This is a genomic window from Flavobacterium sp. PLA-1-15, from assembly GCF_049060005.1.
Taxonomy (GTDB): Bacteria; Bacteroidota; Bacteroidia; order Flavobacteriales; family Flavobacteriaceae; genus Flavobacterium.
The window spans coordinates 44,788-63,551 of record NZ_JBMGQS010000006.1 but is presented as its reverse complement, the minus strand read 5'-3'; the positions used below and the strand labels follow the sequence as shown (position 1 = coordinate 63,551).

Genomic DNA, 18,764 nt, shown 5'->3' with positions numbered 1-18,764 from the left:
TATGCTAGCTGTTTTTCTTTATAATTTCTTGGGCAAGGCTCAAATAATTCGTTGCTCCTTTGCTTGTTGCGTCAAAATTGATGATGCTTTCGCCAAAACTTGGAGCTTCACTCAATTTTACATTTCGTTGGATAATGGTCTTGAAAACCATATCGTTGAAGTGCTTTTGTACTTCTTCCACCACTTGGTTAGAAAGACGAAGCCTTGAATCAAACATGGTCAACAACAAACCTTCAATGTCCAATTCTGGATTATGGATTTTTTGAACGCTTTTGATGGTATTCAGTAATTTTCCTAGACCTTCCAAAGCAAAATATTCACATTGGATAGGGATAACCACCGAGTCAGCAGCAGTTAAAGCATTCAAGGTCAGTAAACCCAAAGATGGCGCACAATCAATAATGATGTAATCGTATTTTTCTTTCACACTTTCCAATGCCTGTTTCAGCATATACTCCCTGTTTTCCTTGTCCACCAATTCGATTTCGATGGCAACAAGGTCGATATGGGCAGGAATAACATCCACATTTGGAGCCGAACAAGTAATAATTGCTTCTTCGGGAGTGTGGCTGTGTTCTACAATTTGATAGGTTCCTATTTCTATGCCTTCGATGTCGATACCCAATCCTGAACTTGCATTCGCCTGAGGATCAGCATCAATAAGTAATACTTTTTTTTCCAATACACCAAGTGATGCCGCAAGATTTACCGAAGTTGTAGTCTTTCCGACACCGCCTTTTTGATTTGCAATAGCAATGATTTTGCCCATTATAATTTCTGAAATTTTGAACCGTAAAAATACAATTATTTACGGGTTTTGAAAATCTATTTTGTTAACTGTTTGTTTAAGTTTGAGAACCTAATTTATCCAAAAGTTAAGTTTCAGTATATACGATGGTTAGGATTGTTTTTTTGCCTTGATCATCGCTTCGAGCATGTCCCACATTTCTTCAGGAATTTGTTCCAATAAATTGAATTGTCCTGCACCTTTTAGCCATTCGCCACCATCAATTGTAATGACTTCGCCGTTTACATAAGCAGAAAAATCAGAAACCAAATAGGCGGCAAGATTTGCCAATTCCTGATGATCACCGACTCTTTTTAAGGGAACTTTTTTTGCCATATCAAATTTCTCGGCCAAATCGCCAGGAAGCAATCTGTCCCAAGCTCCTTTTGTAGGGAAAGGACCCGGAGCAATAGCATTGGAACGGATTCCATATTTTGCCCATTCAACGGCCAAGCTCCTGGTCATGGCCAAAACTCCCGCTTTTGCTGTTGCACTCGGTACTACATAAGCCGAACCTGTCCAAGCATAAGTGGTTACGATATTTAATATAGTTGAACTTTCTTGTTTGGTGTCAATCCAATGTTTTCCAAAAGCCAAGGTGCAGTTTTTTGAGCCTTTCAAAACGATATCAATGATCGTATCAAAAGCATTTGCAGACAATCTTTCGGTAGGAGAGATGAAGTTTCCGGCAGCGTTGTTTAAAAGGACATCCACTTTTCCGAAAGCTTTCAAAACTTCCTGAAGCATGTTTTCGACTTGATCGTAATGACGCACATCGCATTGAAGGGGAAGACATTCTCCGCCTGTTTCGCTTTCAAGAGCAGAAGCGGTATTTTTTAATTTGTCCAAATCACGGGAAGTAATGGCCACTTTGGCTCCCAATTCAAGGAAATATTTTGTCATTGCCTTGCCAAGTCCGCTTCCGCCACCCGTTACAACTATAACTTTGCCCTCCAAGGCATCATCACGCAGCATTTTTTTTGTAAAATCCATTTTGTTTGTTTTTGATAAAGATAGTGAATTTGAATAATTTGATGATGCTCGGTTCAATTTTCAAGCATAAATCAGTATTTATTCATGTTAATGTTTTCTTATTATGATGGATTAAAAAAGATTACAAAAGTTTAGTATCTTTAACCATCAGAAGAAAATACCTCAATTCTTCATTTCATTTTAAATAAAATCAGCAAATGCCAAAACGAATCTGGTATAAAAAATTAAAGCGGAAGTTTTGTTTCGTTTTTTTGTTGCTTTTCACTTTGCCTGCTTTTGCTCAAACGACAAAGGTAGAAGAACTCTTGAAGGAGCTTAAACCGAAGCTTCCCGATACAACCCGCATGAGGATTTATCAACAACTTACCACTGCTTATGCATCTGTAGATCAGGATAAAAAGTACTATTATGCCGTTCGATACAAGGCTATTGCCGAAAAGTTGAAAGTAGACACGCTTGTGGTGGAAGCCTATATTGACATGGGCGGTACCCATGCCATAAAAACGAAAATGGACAGTGCTCTTTTTTATTTTGCCAAAGGATACGAAACCGCAAAAAAAATAAAATACGAAAGAGGAATGGCGCGTGCACTGGCAAGCATGGGATATGTTTACGAAAAAATTGACAACGATAGAGAGGCGATTGACAAGTACAAAGAAGCTTTGCGATTGTACAAAAAAATTAAATATGCAAAAGGAATCAATCAATGCTACATCAACATTGGTGGGATTTATCATGATTTAGGAGAATATAAGGTTTCTCAGACGTATGATCTTTTGGCACTCGAAAGCTACAAGAAAATCGGTCATGAGCCAGGAATTGCATCGGCATTATTTTCATTGGGAGGCGGATGCCTAGAGCTTGGAGAATATGAAAAGGCAATAAATTATTTTCAGGAAAGCCTTGAAATTAGGGAAAGAATTGGCGATATCAACGGAATTGCCTTAGCGAGATGGGGACTTGCCAGAGTCGATATCAAAAAAGGTGCGTTTGCAAAAGCATTGCCTAATTTAGAAATTGCCTTGAAACACGATATCGAATTAAAAAACACATTTCACGAAAGTGCCGTCTTAATTTCTTTCGCTAGAGCTTATGTTGGATTGAAGCAATATAAAAAGGCGAGAGAATATGCGGAAAGAGCTTATGAAAACAGCAAAAAAATGGAGTCACTCTCCATGCGATCAAAGGCTGTTTGGATGTATATGAAAATTGAAGAAGCACAAAATAACTTTGAAGGAGCTTATAAATATCAAAACGCTTTTATTGAACTGACCGACAGCATTAAATCCGAAGAAAAACTCAAGCATCTGGTGCTGACAGAATTTAACAGGGTTAGTTCTGAAAACGAAGGACTTGTAAAAGACAATAAAATAATTGCTACCAAGAATACGAGCTACGTCAAAACGATTTTCATTACTTCGGTTATCTTACTTTTTGTTGTGATTTTGCTGGTCCTATATTATAAGAGAAATCTCGAAAAGAAGGCAACAAATCTTTTATTGGAAAAACAAAAGGATGAGATTTCGGAAATCAACAAGGAACTTGAAATGTTGAATGAAGAGCTTACAACTCAAATGGAAATTACGGCGGTTCAAAATTCTGAATTGGAGCAATTGAATAAGGTCAAGAATAAATTTTTCTCCATTGTTTCCCACGATCTTAGAAGCCCGTTGCAAACATTAAAAATGCTTTTCGGGCTTTACAGGGAAGGACAATTGAATGAAAGCGAGCTTAATAGTTTGCTTGCAAGACTAGAAGATACGATCTATACAACTTCAGTCTTTTTAGATAATCTGCTTGAATGGTCGAAAAGTCAATTAGACGGAATGACTGTAAGGCCATTATCATTTGATGTTAGGGAAGTGGTAAAAACAAATATCCATCTTCATCAGTCGGCTATTAAAGCAAAGGAACTGAGAGTAAATATGAATATTGATCAGTCAGTTTTGGTATATGCCGATCCAAACATGATCAATGTAGTGGTGCGTAATCTTATTTCTAATGCAGTAAAGTTTTGTAATGCCGAAGATTCAATTACAATAAGCGCAACAGAGAAAGGAGAAAAGGTGAAGATTTGTATAAATGATTCAGGCCCTGGAATTGCCTCAAGAGATATTGAAAAACTTTTTAGCTTGGAGCATACTATAACTACAAGTGTTACGGGAGAAAAAGGTCATCAGATAGGGCTTGTGCTCTGTAAAGATATGGTAGAGCAAAATGATGGAAAGATAAGCGTGGAAAGCATTTTGGGAGAAGGAACAACTTTTTGTATCTACCTTCCGAAAGGGTAATTATTTAGGGTTACAAAAAAGCATTATCTTAAACGCAATAAGATACCTTTCCGTTTCACAATATTCTTGTAATCCCATTGAATGTCAATGCCTTTTTGAAGCCAGCGTTTCAAATCCTCTTCATTGATTTGTGCAGCACTTGTATAACGTACATCGGCAGATTTGAAATTGCCCACTTTATGGAGCCCTTCTTCTTCAAATGATTCGCCGCTCCAAAATAATAACCGTACAGCATCTTTCAGTTTACTGTAGCCTACAATTGGATTTCCGTCTAAGAACCAAACCGGATGTGCATGCCATATTTTATTTTCGGCATCGGGTAAATTCTGATTAATAATGTCATAGAGTTTGTTGCAAATCGCTGTGTCCTCAGGAAGCTGTTTGTTGTTGTAAGCTTGGATGTCTTTGTTCATGATTGAATTTATAAGGAAAAAACAAATCTATTAAAATTAATCCATTTTCCCGAGCATCATCACGTTTTCAATTTGTTTCAAATGCCTGATATTATGGTTGATTACAAATCTAAAAGTATCACCTATTTTTAGCCGTATCCACTTGGTCAGGCTGATTTGTGTCTTCTCATTGTTAAGGCTGATGTTTCGGGATTGCTCCAATAAATCGATTAATTGATGTTGTTGGTCGATAAAACGGTCAATAGTAGTTGGGTCTAAACGGCTATGTATTGGGTTTTTGCTCTTAAAAGTATTCATCTTGGCCATCTTTTCTTTCGGCAGCATACTTTCGGCAAAATAATTCCCTAGAAGGCCGCTTTTAAAAACCACATCACTTTTGCTCCTTGCTTTGAAAATTACGTTGTTGATTTCGGGAATATAAAAATCTCCGTACAAGTTCAAATGTTCCAGACATTCCAGGATGCTCCACGATTTTTCGCTCGCCCTCCAATTGAGTTGTTTCTCAGATTTTGCTTTTAAAATTTCGGCGAAAGCCAAATTCTGATTGGTAATATCAATTAATTCCGAAATTAATGTTGCTGATTGTACTTCCATATTTTTTTGATTTTGGAGCAAAGTTCCAACATTAGAACGGTATGAATCTTGATTGAAATCAAGATTTTTTTAAACGGGAAAGTGTTTCCGGACTCATCCGAAGGTAATTGGCAATATACTTGTCTGGAATTTCTTGAAACAATCTTGGACTTCTCCTCATTACCCGATTGAAACGTTCCTTGGGTGAAGCCGTTAAGATGTCTTTTTCGCGTTCCATCTGCTGTAATATCAAATCTTCCAGCAACGGAATAAGTAAACTTTTATGCGATGCTGATTTTTCGATAAACCCATAAAAAACATTTTTAGGAATCACATTAACAACCGTCTTTTTTATCGCCTGAATATAAAAGTCAGAAGGCTTTTCGGTAAAAAAGGAATCCAATGCCACGATGATGTTATCCGAATAGCCAAACCTGATGATCTGCTCTTCGTCTTCATCAAGAATATAAATTCTCAAGCTTCCGCTTTCTATAAAATAGATGTTGGTGTCAACGCTGCCGGCCACTTTCAGATAGTCATTTCTTTTTAGGGATAGGGTAGCAGTATATAGGTCTTTGAAGATGTTCATTGCTTCCCTTGATTAAACCCTTAAAACCCCTCTAAATCCCCTTGCGGCATAGTAAGAATCGGCGCCATTGTGGTATAGAAAAACTTGATCATATCTTCGGTCACAAAAAAGGGCGCCACCTAATTTTCTAACTGCTTCAGGTGTTTTGATCCAGCTGGAGGTTTTCAAGTCGAACTTTCCGAGCAGTTGCAATTCCCTATATTCATCTTCCGTTAAAAGCTCGATGCCCATTTCGGTTGCAACATCAACTACAGAATTTCCGGGTTTGTTTAGTTTTCTTTTGTCCAAAGCTTCACGATCATAGCAGAAACTCCTCCTGTCTTTTGGACTTTCAGGCGAGCAGTCCATAAAGATAAATTCGTCTGATTTTTCATTTTGGCCCACAACATCCGGTTCGCCACCAGTTCTTTCCATTTCATTAAGCGACCAAAGTTTTTCAGGATTGTTTTCGAGTTTTTCCTGAATCTTTTTCCAATCAAGTTCCTTATGACGGTCGCTGTTTTTCTCAAAACGGCTCTTTAAAATTGCGAGCAATTCTTCTTGCTGATGAAGGGATAATTTTTTCATAGATTGTGGTTCTCATAAAAGTTTTACTGTGTAAGGCAAATTAAAGTTACAATTATTTTTATAAAAATACTTAAAAAGGTTAAGAGCAACAAAGTAGGGTTTCTAAGTTTTCAGCTGTTATATGGTATTGCAATGATCACCTTGAAACTGCAAATGGTTTATTAACAAAACTTTATATAGGAAATATTTGATTTAATTGATTAAATTTACAAGCTATTAATTTTTTTTATTATGAAGATTTATTACTCTATTTTACTGTTTTTCTTTACGTTATGCACATTTTCGCAAGAAATTTGCAATAATGGTATTGATGATAACGGTAATGGACTGATTGACCTTCGAGACCCGGAATGCGCATGCACTCCAGCTCCCAAAAAATCTTTAGTGCCCAATTTTGATTTTGAAGAGTATAGCAGTTGTCCTAATATGATGGGACAATTCTACAAGGTTGCACCTTGGATGCAAGGCACAATGGGAACTCCGTCCTATTATAATAAATGTGGTTTTGTTTTGCCAGATCTAGACATGTATCCACCAGATGGTTTCCCTCCAAATGATGAACCTGTATTTTTTCCTTCTGGCAATGGAATTGCAGGTGCTGTAATGTCCAGTAATATTGTCGAAAATATTAAAGCAACACTAACCACCCCAATTCCGGCTGGAGCAGAGGCAGAATTGAATCTAAAGGTTTGTGCTATCATTTATAGGAACAATCCACCAAATCCTTATGACAAGGTAATAGCCGATCTTACACCGATAAACCTAACTATATATGGTAGTCCAACCGTAAGCAACATCCCTACATTTTTAGGAGGAACTCCAGTTGGTCCTGGATCTCCATGGGTTGAACTTGGAAACGTACCCTATGATCCAAAACCCAATTGGCAGGATGTTACAATAAATTTCACGGTACCTTTTGTAATCAAACAGATTATGATTGGTGGCCCAGAAGTGATGCCAGAGGCCTATCACGTTCCGTTTATGCACCTAGGTTCATATCCTTATTTTCTTTATGATGACGTTATTATCAATACTGCCGATAGTGGGGATTTGTTCATCAGAAAAGAAGGAAGTCTATGTTCAAATGATTTGACACTAACGGCTGTATTAAATGCTCCTGCAGCAGGGAATGTAGTTTATCAATGGTACAAAGGCGGATACCCTGTTTTTATTAACGGTGCTTCTTCTGTTCTAGACGTTTCAGACGGTCTTTATGCAGATAAGACTGGAACTTACACCGTTAAAGTATTCGACGGCACAACCTGTTATGAAAACAGTTATACAGTCAATACGGTTATTCCAATGCCACGGTATATAATGACAACTGCGGCTTGTGAAACACTCGGAAGTATATTGTTTACCTCTCCAGCTGAGGAATACAGCATCAATAACGGTTTCTCGTGGTCAACAAATCCTCTTTTTGAAGGCCTTTCCTATGGCTATTATTATTTACTTACCAGAACAGCCGGTTGTGTTTCAAGTCCTCGAACCGCAACAATGGATGAATATCCTGATAATCTGCCACAACCATATATATTGACTACACAACCTGATTCTTGTGCCGATATTGGGAGTATAGAAGTGTTTGACCAGAGCGATTACTACAGTTATGATAACGGACTAACCTGGACAACCAGCAATACCTTGGTAGATGTGCCTGCAGGAGATTATCTTGTGCTTATCAAAGATGAAACAGGATGTACCTCTCTACCAAAGACGGTAACTTTGACAAGTTATGCTAACAATTTTGCGCCCCCAATTGGAGATGCAATACAGTATTTCTGTGTTTCCGAAGTTTCTACTGTTCAAAGTATAAATGCGGATGGAAACGCCATAAGATGGTATGATGCGCCATTAGATGGAAACCTGCTTCCAAACAATACACCATTGGTAGATGGACAAACCTATTATGCCAGTCAAACTGTAAATGGATGTGAAAGTAAGACTAGACTAGAAGTTACAGTCATTATCAATACAACATTAAATGCAGACGATTATGACACACAAATTTGCGATATAGGAAATGCTGGCGATGAATTTATTGACCTATCGGATTTTGATTCCTATCTGACTCCTTCTACGTCCTATTTTTTTCATTATTTCACTACAGCAAGTGGTGCCGAAACTCAAAACTTTGACGAAGAAATTATCAATTTTAGAGATTTTCAGATATTCGGCCCCACAACAGTTTATGTAAGAGTGACCAATCAGGGCAGTTGTTATAAAGTCGTAGAGCTTAAACTTGATTTATTGGCACCGCCTGTTATTCCATTAAAAGATAGACTACCAGTTTGCGAAAGAAAGTCGATAATTGTAGATGCCGGAGCAGGACACGATACCTATCTTTGGTCAACTGGCGAAACGACGCGAACGATCATCATCTCACAGCCCGGACCTTATTCTGTAACTGTTACTAAGGATCATGGAAAAGTAACCTGCGATGCAACAAAGGATTTTACAGTTTTCCTATCCAATATTGCCACTATTACCGATGTTGAAGTATCAGATTGGAACCAAACAGAAAATGTCATTACCGTGATCTTGTCACCAAACAGTGTAGGGGATTATGAATATTCGCTCAACGGTTTGAGCTTTCAGGATTCAAATGTGTTTACAGGGCTTCCTGGCGGACTCTACACGGTTTATGTAAAAGATAAAAATGGTTGTGGTATGACCGATGATGATTTCTACGTCATCTCGTTTCCTAAGTTTTTCACGCCAAATGCTGACGGATACAACGATACATGGAAAATACAATTTGCACAGGCAGGAGACCAATTCATTACTGAAATCTACGACCGCTACGGAAAGTTGCTGAAAAAATTAAGGAGCAACGAAGGCTGGGACGGCACCGTTGACGGCACCCAAATGCCAACAAATGATTACTGGTTTAAAGTAACCGGCAACGATGGAAAAGAGCTCAGAGGACATTTCACACTCAAAAGATAATGTTTGTCTAACCAAAAAAATCCCAAATTCATGAGTTTGGGATTTTTTTAGATCTATGCCATAGACAATTTAATTGTTAAAATTTCAATCGATAATTAAATTTCCTTTTTCTCCAAGGGCTTTCCATCCTTAGTTACAATAATAATATGTGCATCGTGTACTTCCAAACGCCCATTTGCTTCCAAGCTCCTGTTCACTTCCGAGTTCCCATGTAATTCAACGGCTGTTTGCTTTTTTCTAATGATCTCTATCGAAACAATTTCCTGATCAACCAAGGGATAATAGGGACTCGTTGGCCTCGGACCGAAAAGCTCCATCTCTTTATAGGCTACTCCGTTGATGATGTAAAGCGGATATTTTAAGACAGACATCGATTCTATGTCATCATCCTTGATTCCCTTACAACAATCTTTTAGGGAAGTGTAGTATACAACTTTGCCATCTACAACCACTAGGGGTCGGCTTGGAGATATAATTTCTGTTTCGCCTTTGGGCGTTTTCTTCTGTGCAAAAATGGAAGTGCTCAGAAAAAGAAGGAAGATCAGTGCTTTCATTTCTCTACAGGTTTTCCATTTTTAGTAGTAATCACGACAACGCCCTTTTTGCCTTTTTCTCCATATAAAGTTGTAGCACTTTCGCCTTGGTAGACCGTTGTAGAAGTGATTTCCTGTTGGTTCAGCGGGAAATACGGACTGGTAGGATTTGGACCAAAAAGTTCGGTTTCTGTATATTCAACCCCGTTGATGATGTAGAGCGGTTCGGCCAGGATGTCCATCGTTTGGATGTCGTCTGCAACGGCTTTGCTTCTAAGCAGCGTTTCGGATTCTATCGGGGTAAGCGCCTTGCCGTTTACAACAAAAAGAGGATCTTGTTTTATAACTGCTCGCTTTGGTCTGACGGTATCTTGCACTTCTTTTGCCACTAGATTATTTTGCACCGATCGGGCATTGAATTTTTGGGTTTCAAAATAGCCACTATTCTTTTCTTCGCTTTCCTTTTTGAATGCATTAGCGCTTGTGGCAAAAGATTCCTCTGCTTTTGGTGCTGCATCTTCAACAACGGAAACGCCGTCTTGTGGTTTTATCTTTTCCTGTATAATCTTCTCGGCCTGCTTCGGACTCACAAGAGGTAGGGGTGCCGTGATCTCGTCTTGTTTTTCCAGAACAATGGCGTCTTCTTTGATAGGCTCTATTTCAGAATTCACCACCGGATTTACAGGAGTAACCACCTCTTCGTTTTCTTTAGAGAGTTCATAGCCCACTGTAAAAAGCAACAGGAAGGAAGCGGCGATGGCTATTTTTTTCCAAAGCTTGTTTTCGTTCTTCAGTACTTTATGGTCCAGTTTGTCTTCAACCCTTGCCCAGAGCTTGTCCATTCCGGGAAAGTCCTTCGTTTCAGCCTTTTGGGAAGCCTGCTGAAATTGTTCGTATAATTTATCTTGATTTTCCATTATTATTTCGCTTTTTGATAATAAAGATTGTTCACCAATTCCTTGAGTTTTGTTCTCGAAACATTCAATTGCGATTTGGACGTTCCTTCCGAAATGCCGAGCATCGTGGCAATTTCCTTATGGGAATAGCCTTCGATGGCAAAGAGGTTGAACACCGTCTTGCAACCTTCGGGAATATGGTTGAGTAACTGCAGCAAATCTTCCTCTTCAAGCACCGTGTCATCAGCTGTTTCCAGTTTTGGCTCCACCTTCATGTCATCCAGATAGAGGTTGAAGTTGACGTTTTTCTTTAAAGTCAAAAGGCATTGGTTGACCGTAATTTTGCGGGCCCAGGCTTCAAAAGCCAGGACTTCCTTGAGTTGGTCGAGCTTTGTGAAGATGGTATAGAAGGCATCGGCCATCGCTTCCTCTATTTCCTCTTCCTTTTTCAAATACCGTTTGCACGTCCGGTATAGCTTGGGTGCCAACAATTCATACACCTGCCTCTGGGCGCCACGATGCATTTTTTTGCACTCTGTTATTAATTTTTCGTCTATCACAATCGAAGTGTTTTTTATATAGAGTGGTTATTTAGTGAAAAGGTTGGGAGGGGGAGGAAAAAGTTGTCGGTTGTCGGTTGTCCGTTCTTAGCGAAAACATACAACCGACAACTGATAACTGAAAACTCATTTCTTCAAAGTGAGTTTGTAAATATCCGATTGCTGTACCTCGGTGTCCTTGTCTTCGCAGAGCAGAAATTCGAGCGAGTCCTTATTGTTTTTAAAAAGGGTGAGTCCTTCAAATTTATGAGTGTTGCTGATGGTTTGCTTTAGTTTGAGCTTCATCGAATCAGTTTTGATGCTCCCGATGATGCTTCCTAATACTTCGCCATCTTGATAAGTGGAATTTGAATTTTCGGCTGTGGCCAAAAAATAAATCATGTCGTCTACAAGGATGGCATCGGTAAAGCTGGTCTGGACACCTTTTATTTTGGGCAATTTATAGGAGTTATAAAGGATGGAAAATTCGTTTTCGAGATTCTCAGCTGTAACTGTAAACACCCCATTCTGACCGTTGGCAGCATTGCCTCTTTGAAAGAAATACCAAACATCGCCCGTGTAAATTGCACCTTCAATATTGAAGTCTTCTGGTTTTATATCGGCAAAATACTGCATGGAAAGGTAAAGATCGGAAAGGTCCAAAGTCTTGACTGCCTTTTTAGTGTAGGTATTGAACTGCACCATCTTGTTGCGGTTCTCCGTAGAACCCGAACCAAAAATACACAAGTCTTCGCCATAGGGTGTGATGGATTCAAAATCGGGTTTTAGTTTCTTGGGAATGTTGTCCTGTGGCAGTTCTGCATTTTCAAGGACGATATGGGTGTCGAGTTTCTTATCGGAAATGTGGTATTCGTAGAGCGCCTTGCTGTTGTCGGAAATGATAAAAAGAGTGTCGTTCTTGAAGAAGAGTCCGGAAGCCGAGCCAATCCCAATGATTTGGAACAATAACTCAAGTTGAAATTTTTGCATATTGATTATTCATTTTCGAGTTTAAATATATACATTTATGTAAAACAAATTGAATATGAAAAACTTAAATTTAGAGGAATTTCGTGTAGTGGATGCCATACAACTAAAGCATCGTCCCACTAAAATAGAGGTTGATGCAACCGATGAGGAAAAGGAAAACGCGCTCGACAAGGTACGGAACACGATGAGCGATTTGCAGGATACGATGTATGCTCACAATCGTTACGGCGTTTTGATTTGCCTTCAGGGGATGGATACTTCGGGGAAGGACAGCCTGATTCGGGAGGTTTTCAAGGAGATGAATCCGAGAGGCGTGGTGGTCCACAGTTTCAAGACACCCAATTCAACGGAGCTGGAACACGATTATTTATGGCGCCATTACATTGCCTTGCCCGAAAGAGGGAAGTTTGCGGTGTTCAACCGTACGCATTATGAAAATGTTTTGGTAACCCGCGTGCATCCCGAATATATTTTGAATGAAAACATTCCCGGAATTGAAGACGTGAAGGATATCAAGCCAGATTTTTGGGGAAAACGTTTCGAACAGATCAATAATTTTGAAAAGCATATTGTGGAAAACGGAACGATTGTCTTGAAGTTTTTCCTGCATCTGAGCAAGGAGGAGCAAAGACAACGCCTTTTGAGACGACTGGAAAAAGGCAAGCACAATTGGAAGTTTTCGCCCGGCGATTTGAAGGAACGCGAGGAATGGGACGAATACCAAGAGTATTACGAGGAAGCCATCAACAAGACTTCGAAAGAAAAAGCGCCATGGTTTGTGGTTCCGGCAGATGATAAGGATTTGGTGCGGTATATGGTCGGGAAAATTATTCTGAATGAATTGGAAAAATACACGGACATCAAGAATCCTGAATTGGAAGATGACATTAAAGAAAACATCAACCTTTATATTGAGCAATTAAGCAAGGAGTAAAAACAAAAAACCTGATTGTCAAAAGGCAATCAGGTTTTTATTTTCATAGCAATTTTATTTTTTATAGTCTGAAACCGTAAGCAAGACGCAAGGCAAGTTGGCCTACACCTTCACCATCGTTTGCTGTTGGGAAATCACTGTAGTATTCATAACGCAAACTCAAATCGATGTATTTGTTTGCATAACCGATACCAGGAGAAAGGATCAGAGAAGTTTGATCGTAATCATTGGTTACGGCAAAACCGGCACCTACTTCACCTAACAGGTAGAATTGATCTTCCCAGATGAATCCTTTGAAACCTGCTTTTACAGGGATAAATCCTAAATCTTTAATATCGTCTCCAATAAAAAGGTTGGTGAAACCTGTTGTCAAGGTAACGGAAGTTCTTTTTGATAAGTCATACTGCAAACGTACGTCTCCACCAAGTGCAAAATCATAAGGATCATCAAATACATATCCTGCATTTAAACCAAATCCTAAACGGAAACCTTGGTCATAATTCTCAGCCGATTCAGGTAGGGTCGCTGGTTCTTGTGCATTTACATTACTCGAAAAGAATAAAGCAACTGCTACTGCCATAAGGCTTTTGATTGTCGTTTTCATAATTTTTGTTTTTTAAGTTAGTAAGTGCTTTACTAGTCAATTTCCTAACAAAGCACAAGGCAAAGATAGATTGGCAATTTTGAGAATGAGTTACGGGATTTTTGAGAATTGTTATAATTTAACCTGAGAAAGTGTAACAAAAATTACGACGACAGCCATCAGTCTTGCTGCTGCAGAGTATTATAACGTTGTGCCAAAATCGTCAGGTTGAACGTTTGGAGTGTTTTATTTTTTCCTTTTAGGACGGCAATAAACCAAGGATGCTCAACTGCATAGAAGAAGAAAGCTTTTATAAGATCTTTTTCGATTTTGAGTTTGGTGGTGAGGAAATCTTCATCATAAAGGGTTTCGAGCTTTTCAATCATCAAAAGCTTTTCGCTGAATTCCATTGCACGAGCTTCCGATCTGTATTTTCCTCTTTCTGCCGGAGTCAGTGGCTTTATATAGGTGGATGTAATTCCCAGATTGAAGGCATTGATGTGCGAATAATTGGTAACCACCACTTCGTCGAGTTCCGTTACATGTGAGGTCATTTCTACTGTCACAAGCGGACTATCGTATGCATCTTCGTCAATCAGCTTCCGCATCTTGTCCAAATGTGGGGCTTGAAAAATAAGCAAATCATCAAGCTGTGCCTCAATTTTAAAACGACCGTCTTTATCGGTTCGGGTTTCCTTTTCTGTGTTTAAGTTCACTACCAAGACTTGATCGACGGTAGCATCGGAAACCACAATCTTGCCCGAGATTATTTTTGTGCCTTGGGCAGAAACAAGGTTACCGGTTAGAAATAAAAGCAGGAAAAGGATTATTTTCATAGCTCCAAATGTATCGATTTCCTCTTTTCAACTGTAGATGATTTAGTTAATGTATCTTTAAAATTTAGCGGCCTAAGAATTGGATAGTTGGTTTCCGATTCCTCTTTTATAATTAGGATTTTTTCCGCTTCAAAACTTTTCCTCTAGGTTCGTCGCCTTTATAAAGTGCAATCTCCGAATGTAGAAATTGTGCCGCCGCCGCCGAGTCTTCGACTTTAATAGCGCTCCGTTCCAGCATTTCAGTTTCAAAAGTAGATAGAACTGTTGCTCGGATTCCAGTTTCACGCCATTTAGACAATGGTTTGCATTGTTTTGAAATTTCTCGAGCTAAGGATAATGCATCGAGCAACGCTTGGTTGGCACCTTGTCCCTTAAACGGACTCATAGGATGTGCGGCATCGCCAATCAGGGTTGCCTTTCCGGCCTTTTCTAATAATTCCGAAGAGAGCAATTCGCGATCGTAAACAGGATAGCCGGATATATGGCTTGCCAAGGTTGCCTCTATAATTTGCGGAACAGGAGCGTGCCATTGCGTGCGTCGGGAAGCTTCTTTCTTTAACGCTTGTGCGCCTTTTGCACTAAGCTCTTTTGCTTCTTCTTCAGACATGGGAAAGCTCAATTGCCACATTACGGAAGCTGCATCAAAAGGCATCATATAGATACGTTCGTTGCCATTGGCAGTTTGAAAAACAGTAGCACCATCCAGCAAAGGATGATCCTTGTTTTCAAGCGCACTCAATTCGCAGATACCTAAAATCACAATGCAATCAAGGTACCGCAACGGCGAAATTTCTTCACCAATCAAGACGTTTCGTACGGCGCTTCTGATACCATCGGCACCAACGACAAGGTCGGCTTTTACGGTTTTTGGCGTACCATCCACTAGAAAGTTGAGGTCAACTGTGTCCTGGGTTTCTTTAAAATCAACCAATTGGTGTCCCCATTGTATGCTTTCATTTCCACCCAATTGTTCCAAGAGTGCCAATCGCAAGGATTGTCGTGCAATGTGAACGTTGGTTTTTTTAGGGGTGGACTTGCTGGCATTTTCGAGCCATTTGCGCATTCCCCATTCGGCAATGACGGTTCCGTCGGTGGTGTGCACCAAATGCCTTGTGGAAACCACGCCTTTGTCCAGACTAAAAATTCCAAAACCGTCAATAGCCTTGCTGGCTTGTTGTAACGTAAGTCCATACCCTTGCGAACGCTCATTAAAACTGCTGTCGCGCTCATAAATCGTAAACGGAATACCCCTATGCAGACAGGCTACCGCCAATGCCACGCCTCCAATACCGCCACCAATGATGGCAACATGGGGAAGATTTTCTACATCAGCAACTGGAAAGTTTTCAGAAGCCACCAATCCGGAACCCGAACAGTGTTTGCAAGAAGATAAGTGTGCTTCCGGGCGAAGCGGAGCGATTCCTCCGGCATCTGCCTTCTTAAATTGCTCCAAAGCAGCTTCATAGCGAAGCCTCACGCTTTTCTTGATGCGGCTTTTCTTTTTGCCATTTCCTTGGCATTCTGGGCAGGTAGTGAAGCAGGTTTTGGTTTGCATGAAGTGGCTTTGTGTTTAGAAGAAAATCACTTGGCAAAACTACTATAAATCTCAAATTATCCCATATAAAAAACCGCAAGATTGTAGGCTTTACATTTTGATTTGCAGCTTATAAATTTCTATTGTTGCAGCGGATTCTCATCTGAAATTCAATTCATAACGCCTATTTAACAGCAACTAAAGATCATTTTCAATCTAAATACTGTAGCTTTGGAAATATAATTACCCCACACAATACCCCGCTTAATGAAAAAACTATTTTTAGGGCTCTTTTTGATGCCCCTTTTTTGCGTTGCGCAGATTCCTGCGTATTATTCTTCTATTAACTTTACCCAGAGTGGAGAAGATCTTCGAATGCAACTTGCTACATTGGTTACCAATACCCATACCTATAATTTGATTTATACTCCCGAAGTTTGGAACGCACTCAAGCTGGCCGACTTGGATCCTGCCGATAATACAAAAGTATTGTTGGTATACGGCTATGAAGACGGAACCGACAACCTTCCTTTTAACGACAGGAGAAGGGATAAGAATCTTAGCTGTCATACGTCAAGTTGTACCGGTTTATGGGTAAGGGAGCATACTTTTCCACGCTCTTTGGGAAGCCCAAATTTAGGATCGGAGTTTGCTGGTTCGGATGCGCACCATCTTCGTGCAATTGATTCGCAGTTCAACATTACCCGCAGCAATCGTATTTATGACGAAGGGACGGGTAATGCGGTAGTGCTCGGCAACGGTAATTTCTATCCGGGTGATGAATGGAAAGGCGATATTGCAAGGATGATGATGTACATGTACTTGCGTTATCCAACCCAATGTCCGGCCACGGTTATCGGTGCCGGAACGGCAAGCAATCCTTTTGCTGACATGCCCGATATTTTCCTGAATTGGAATGCCCAGGATCCCGTTTCAGAATATGAATTGAATCGGAATGTAGTGCTGCAAGACATGCAGGGCAACCGCAACCCTTTTATCGATAATCCTTATCTAGCCACAATGATCTGGGGCGGAACCGTTGCAACCGATTCTTGGAATGTGCTGTCGATTCCTGAAACCGAAATGGAAACCGTTATGTTGTATCCAACAATAACCAGCGGAACAGTTTATGTAAAAAACACCAGCGGTAACACGAACTATGTAATCTACAATGCAATGGGACAACTGGTGCAATCAGGAACAACCGAGCATCAGATTGATCTTCAAAACAAAGCCACAGGGATTTATTTTGTCACCTTAAAAAAGGAAAACCTTTCCAAAGCATTTAAGATAGTGGTGCAATAAGTACCTTTTCAAAGCAGACACTGCTTTCTACAGCGGTGTAGGGTTCGTAGTTTTGTATAATAGAATAGCCGTTTTTCTTGTACAGGCCAATCGCTTCGGGCTGTTTTATGCCCGTTTCTAGGATGCATTTCTGATAGCCTAATTCTTTTGCCCATTTTTCCAATTCCTGTAAAACCCTTGAAGCAATTCCTTTTCCTCTTTCCGCTAGGGGAACAAACATTCTTTTAATTTCCATAGTAGCTGGATCGTATTCTTTTATAGCGCCACAGCCAATTGGAAGTTCATTTTCATAGAACAACACAACATGTTTTATCAAGGTAGTCGTGTTATATTGGGCAAAGAAGGAATGCTCCTCGCCATCCCTTATGGCCAATTCTTTATCAAGCGCAATCACTAATTTCTGAAAATCAGTATCGGTAGAGCTTGTCCGTTTTAATAGGCAGGTAGTTTTCATCTTTAATGTTTTTGGTTGCTTATTCCTCCTCTCTATATTCCAAAATATCCGCAGGTTGGCAGTCCAGTACTTTGCAGATGGCTTCAAGCGTGCTGAACCGTATGGCTTTTGCTTTTCCGGTTTTCAATATCGAAAGGTTGGACAGCGTTAGTCCTACTTTTTCCGAAAGCTCGTTCAAGGATATCTTTCGCTTGGCCATCATCACGTCTAGGTTTACAATTATGGGCATAGCTTATACGGTTAGTTCGTTTTCGGTCTGTATCTCGATTCCTTTTTTAAAAATGTGGGCAATCACAAAAAGCGTCATACTCATAAACAGCCAGACATCCGAACCGCCTATGCTCATTTGCTCCAGCGTCGGCATTTTCACTCCTTGGCCCATAAACCATTCTGTATAGTCAGCACCACAGCTGGAAGACAAGCCAATGGCCAAAGTCGTATAGGCTATGCTAAAGATAAAGCGTCTGGTTATATCACTGAAAGGCTGTGACATATTGAAATTCTTATTTTGCAGGATTCTAATAATGAAATAAAACAGCAAAGCTTTCAATACCCCTACAAGAATAACGAAAAAAGAAACCACTGCATAGTAGCCTTGATCAAAAGCAAAAAGCGAAGACAGATCAATAGGATGCCACATAAGTTTTGCTTTGGAGGGTTCCAGAAAAAGATTGAAAAGGGTAGAAGTGAGGTAACTGCAGGTTTCTATACACAAACCAATAAAGATAATCCAGGAAAGAATAGTCAGGAACTGAAGGATTCTTTCGGTGCTGATGTAGATGTTCATGATTTCAAGTTTTAAATTGATGATGCAAACATAATAAATATTTATTGAAAAACAATAAATATAAATTGTTTTTCATCAAATAGTAGATTTGCTTTTTGTTTAGAATAGCAATTGTAGCGAATTTCAAATGATAAGGTTTGGATTAATTTATACTAAATATGAATTGAAGTCCGGTTGATGCCACTTCTTTCAAGATGACTTACATTTACTC

General features: G+C 39.7%; 20 protein-coding genes. 4 read left to right on the top strand and 16 right to left on the bottom strand.

Annotation, left to right across the window (positions count from 1 at the left end):
• Nucleotides 1-4: 4 nt before the first annotated feature.
• Both ACI6PS_RS06165 and ACI6PS_RS06160 read right to left on the bottom strand, forming a co-directional pair.
• Entirely contained in the window at nucleotides 5-769 is a 765-nt protein-coding gene (locus ACI6PS_RS06165; protein WP_421011673.1) for a ParA family protein, read from the bottom strand.
• A 129-nt stretch (nucleotides 770-898) separates the two neighbouring features.
• Nucleotides 899-1,780, bottom strand: coding sequence for an SDR family oxidoreductase (locus ACI6PS_RS06160; RefSeq protein WP_421011672.1), 882 nt, complete (start codon nucleotides 1,778-1,780; stop codon nucleotides 899-901).
• A gap of 197 nt (nucleotides 1,781-1,977) precedes the next feature.
• Between ACI6PS_RS06160 and ACI6PS_RS06155 the strand changes: the two genes are divergently transcribed.
• Nucleotides 1,978-4,071 (top strand): tetratricopeptide repeat-containing sensor histidine kinase, encoded by a 2,094-nt coding sequence (locus tag ACI6PS_RS06155; protein ID WP_421011671.1) that lies wholly within the window; start codon nucleotides 1,978-1,980, stop codon nucleotides 4,069-4,071.
• Between the two features lie 23 nt (nucleotides 4,072-4,094).
• On the opposite strand, the gene ACI6PS_RS06150 is transcribed toward ACI6PS_RS06155, so the two are convergent.
• The 4 genes from ACI6PS_RS06150 to ACI6PS_RS06135 are packed head-to-tail and all read right to left on the bottom strand — an operon-like array spanning nucleotide 4,095 to nucleotide 6,213.
• Complete coding sequence (locus ACI6PS_RS06150) at nucleotides 4,095-4,484, bottom strand: DUF1801 domain-containing protein (RefSeq protein WP_421011670.1); 390 nt, start codon at nucleotides 4,482-4,484, stop codon at nucleotides 4,095-4,097.
• A 36-nt stretch (nucleotides 4,485-4,520) separates the two neighbouring features.
• Nucleotides 4,521-5,078: a DinB family protein gene (locus ACI6PS_RS06145; protein ID WP_421011669.1), complete on the bottom strand. Its 558-nt coding sequence runs from the start codon at nucleotides 5,076-5,078 to the stop codon at nucleotides 4,521-4,523.
• 58 nt (nucleotides 5,079-5,136) lie between these two features.
• A complete protein-coding gene (locus tag ACI6PS_RS06140; protein ID WP_421011668.1) occupies nucleotides 5,137-5,646 on the bottom strand; it encodes a Crp/Fnr family transcriptional regulator in 510 nt (169 codons plus the stop codon).
• Between the two features lie 12 nt (nucleotides 5,647-5,658).
• Nucleotides 5,659-6,213 (bottom strand): DUF4256 domain-containing protein, encoded by a 555-nt coding sequence (locus tag ACI6PS_RS06135; RefSeq protein ID WP_421011667.1) that lies wholly within the window; start codon nucleotides 6,211-6,213, stop codon nucleotides 5,659-5,661.
• Between the two features lie 231 nt (nucleotides 6,214-6,444).
• On the opposite strand from ACI6PS_RS06135, the gene ACI6PS_RS06130 reads away from it, so the two are divergent.
• Nucleotides 6,445-9,162 carry a T9SS type B sorting domain-containing protein gene (locus ACI6PS_RS06130; RefSeq protein WP_421011666.1) on the top strand — a complete coding sequence of 906 codons (2,718 nt, stop codon included), beginning with the start codon at nucleotides 6,445-6,447 and terminating at the stop codon, nucleotides 9,160-9,162.
• A 95-nt stretch (nucleotides 9,163-9,257) separates the two neighbouring features.
• Here ACI6PS_RS06130 and ACI6PS_RS06125 read toward each other — a convergent pair whose 3' ends face one another.
• The 4 genes from ACI6PS_RS06125 to ACI6PS_RS06110 form a co-directional block, all read right to left on the bottom strand.
• Nucleotides 9,258-9,716, bottom strand: a complete 459-nt coding sequence (locus tag ACI6PS_RS06125; protein WP_421011665.1) for a hypothetical protein — start codon at nucleotides 9,714-9,716, stop codon at nucleotides 9,258-9,260.
• Nucleotides 9,713-10,612 carry a hypothetical protein gene (locus tag ACI6PS_RS06120; protein WP_421011664.1) on the bottom strand — a complete coding sequence of 300 codons (900 nt, stop codon included), beginning with the start codon at nucleotides 10,610-10,612 and terminating at the stop codon, nucleotides 9,713-9,715. The genes ACI6PS_RS06125 and ACI6PS_RS06120 overlap by 4 nt, the downstream gene beginning before the upstream one ends.
• A gap of 2 nt (nucleotides 10,613-10,614) precedes the next feature.
• Nucleotides 10,615-11,115, bottom strand: a complete 501-nt coding sequence (locus ACI6PS_RS06115; protein ID WP_421011746.1) for an RNA polymerase sigma factor — start codon at nucleotides 11,113-11,115, stop codon at nucleotides 10,615-10,617.
• Between the two features lie 162 nt (nucleotides 11,116-11,277).
• Entirely contained in the window at nucleotides 11,278-12,120 is an 843-nt protein-coding gene (locus tag ACI6PS_RS06110; protein ID WP_421011663.1) for a DUF6929 family protein, read from the bottom strand.
• A gap of 55 nt (nucleotides 12,121-12,175) precedes the next feature.
• Here ACI6PS_RS06110 and ACI6PS_RS06105 point away from each other — a divergent pair, with 55 nt between their 5' ends.
• Nucleotides 12,176-13,054, top strand: coding sequence for a PPK2 family polyphosphate kinase (locus ACI6PS_RS06105; protein ID WP_421011662.1), 879 nt, complete (start codon nucleotides 12,176-12,178; stop codon nucleotides 13,052-13,054).
• A gap of 61 nt (nucleotides 13,055-13,115) precedes the next feature.
• Here ACI6PS_RS06105 and ACI6PS_RS06100 read toward each other — a convergent pair whose 3' ends face one another.
• The 3 genes from ACI6PS_RS06100 to ACI6PS_RS06090 all read right to left on the bottom strand — a co-directional run bounded on the left by ACI6PS_RS06100 (nucleotide 13,116) and on the right by ACI6PS_RS06090 (nucleotide 16,028).
• Nucleotides 13,116-13,658, bottom strand: coding sequence for a hypothetical protein (locus ACI6PS_RS06100; protein ID WP_421011661.1), 543 nt, complete (start codon nucleotides 13,656-13,658; stop codon nucleotides 13,116-13,118).
• 158 nt (nucleotides 13,659-13,816) lie between these two features.
• Nucleotides 13,817-14,473 carry a hypothetical protein gene (locus ACI6PS_RS06095; RefSeq protein ID WP_421011660.1) on the bottom strand — a complete coding sequence of 219 codons (657 nt, stop codon included), beginning with the start codon at nucleotides 14,471-14,473 and terminating at the stop codon, nucleotides 13,817-13,819.
• A gap of 112 nt (nucleotides 14,474-14,585) precedes the next feature.
• On the bottom strand, nucleotides 14,586-16,028 hold the full coding sequence (locus ACI6PS_RS06090; RefSeq protein WP_421011659.1) for an FAD-dependent oxidoreductase: 1,443 nt from the start codon (nucleotides 16,026-16,028) through the stop codon (nucleotides 14,586-14,588).
• Between the two features lie 246 nt (nucleotides 16,029-16,274).
• Here ACI6PS_RS06090 and ACI6PS_RS06085 point away from each other — a divergent pair, with 246 nt between their 5' ends.
• Entirely contained in the window at nucleotides 16,275-17,312 is a 1,038-nt protein-coding gene (locus ACI6PS_RS06085) for an endonuclease (protein ID WP_421011658.1), read from the top strand.
• Here ACI6PS_RS06085 and ACI6PS_RS06080 read toward each other — a convergent pair.
• From ACI6PS_RS06080 to ACI6PS_RS06070, 3 genes are read right to left on the bottom strand one after another with little or no spacing between them, the layout of a single operon-like run.
• Nucleotides 17,293-17,766: a GNAT family N-acetyltransferase gene (locus ACI6PS_RS06080; protein ID WP_421011657.1), complete on the bottom strand. Its 474-nt coding sequence runs from the start codon at nucleotides 17,764-17,766 to the stop codon at nucleotides 17,293-17,295. The two genes, ACI6PS_RS06085 and ACI6PS_RS06080, sit on opposite strands and share 20 nt — an antisense overlap.
• Before the next feature lie 19 nt (nucleotides 17,767-17,785).
• The gene (locus ACI6PS_RS06075) at nucleotides 17,786-17,995 is read right to left on the bottom strand and encodes a helix-turn-helix domain-containing protein (RefSeq protein ID WP_421011656.1); all 210 of its coding nucleotides are present in this window, start codon (nucleotides 17,993-17,995) and stop codon (nucleotides 17,786-17,788) included.
• A 3-nt stretch (nucleotides 17,996-17,998) separates the two neighbouring features.
• Nucleotides 17,999-18,553 carry a DUF2975 domain-containing protein gene (locus tag ACI6PS_RS06070; protein WP_421011655.1) on the bottom strand — a complete coding sequence of 185 codons (555 nt, stop codon included), beginning with the start codon at nucleotides 18,551-18,553 and terminating at the stop codon, nucleotides 17,999-18,001.
• Between the last annotated feature and the right edge of the window lie 211 nt (nucleotides 18,554-18,764).

Bases quoted from the DNA above. Each gene is read 5' to 3' on its own strand.
- ACI6PS_RS06110 (WP_421011663.1), bottom strand. From the start codon at position 12,120: ATGCAAAAATTTCAACTTGAGTTATTGTTCCAAATCATTGGGATTGGC.
- ACI6PS_RS06090 (WP_421011659.1), bottom strand. From the start codon at position 16,028: ATGCAAACCAAAACCTGCTTCACTACCTGCCCAGAATGCCAAGGAAAT.
- ACI6PS_RS06150 (WP_421011670.1), bottom strand. From the start codon at position 4,484: ATGAACAAAGACATCCAAGCTTACAACAACAAACAGCTTCCTGAGGAC.
- ACI6PS_RS06140 (WP_421011668.1), bottom strand. From the start codon at position 5,646: ATGAACATCTTCAAAGACCTATATACTGCTACCCTATCCCTAAAAAGA.
- ACI6PS_RS06095 (WP_421011660.1), bottom strand. From the start codon at position 14,473: ATGAAAATAATCCTTTTCCTGCTTTTATTTCTAACCGGTAACCTTGTT.
- ACI6PS_RS06120 (WP_421011664.1), bottom strand. From the start codon at position 10,612: ATGGAAAATCAAGATAAATTATACGAACAATTTCAGCAGGCTTCCCAA.
- ACI6PS_RS06085 (WP_421011658.1), top strand. From the start codon at position 16,275: ATGAAAAAACTATTTTTAGGGCTCTTTTTGATGCCCCTTTTTTGCGTT.
- ACI6PS_RS06155 (WP_421011671.1), top strand. From the start codon at position 1,978: ATGCCAAAACGAATCTGGTATAAAAAATTAAAGCGGAAGTTTTGTTTC.
- ACI6PS_RS06160 (WP_421011672.1), bottom strand. From the start codon at position 1,780: ATGGATTTTACAAAAAAAATGCTGCGTGATGATGCCTTGGAGGGCAAA.
- ACI6PS_RS06075 (WP_421011656.1), bottom strand. From the start codon at position 17,995: ATGCCCATAATTGTAAACCTAGACGTGATGATGGCCAAGCGAAAGATA.
- ACI6PS_RS06125 (WP_421011665.1), bottom strand. From the start codon at position 9,716: ATGAAAGCACTGATCTTCCTTCTTTTTCTGAGCACTTCCATTTTTGCA.
- ACI6PS_RS06135 (WP_421011667.1), bottom strand. From the start codon at position 6,213: ATGAAAAAATTATCCCTTCATCAGCAAGAAGAATTGCTCGCAATTTTA.
- ACI6PS_RS06100 (WP_421011661.1), bottom strand. From the start codon at position 13,658: ATGAAAACGACAATCAAAAGCCTTATGGCAGTAGCAGTTGCTTTATTC.
- ACI6PS_RS06105 (WP_421011662.1), top strand. From the start codon at position 12,176: ATGAAAAACTTAAATTTAGAGGAATTTCGTGTAGTGGATGCCATACAA.
- ACI6PS_RS06130 (WP_421011666.1), top strand. From the start codon at position 6,445: ATGAAGATTTATTACTCTATTTTACTGTTTTTCTTTACGTTATGCACA.
- ACI6PS_RS06080 (WP_421011657.1), bottom strand. From the start codon at position 17,766: ATGAAAACTACCTGCCTATTAAAACGGACAAGCTCTACCGATACTGAT.
- ACI6PS_RS06070 (WP_421011655.1), bottom strand. From the start codon at position 18,553: ATGAACATCTACATCAGCACCGAAAGAATCCTTCAGTTCCTGACTATT.
- ACI6PS_RS06165 (WP_421011673.1), bottom strand. From the start codon at position 769: ATGGGCAAAATCATTGCTATTGCAAATCAAAAAGGCGGTGTCGGAAAG.
- ACI6PS_RS06115 (WP_421011746.1), bottom strand. From the start codon at position 11,115: ATGCATCGTGGCGCCCAGAGGCAGGTGTATGAATTGTTGGCACCCAAG.
- ACI6PS_RS06145 (WP_421011669.1), bottom strand. From the start codon at position 5,078: ATGGAAGTACAATCAGCAACATTAATTTCGGAATTAATTGATATTACC.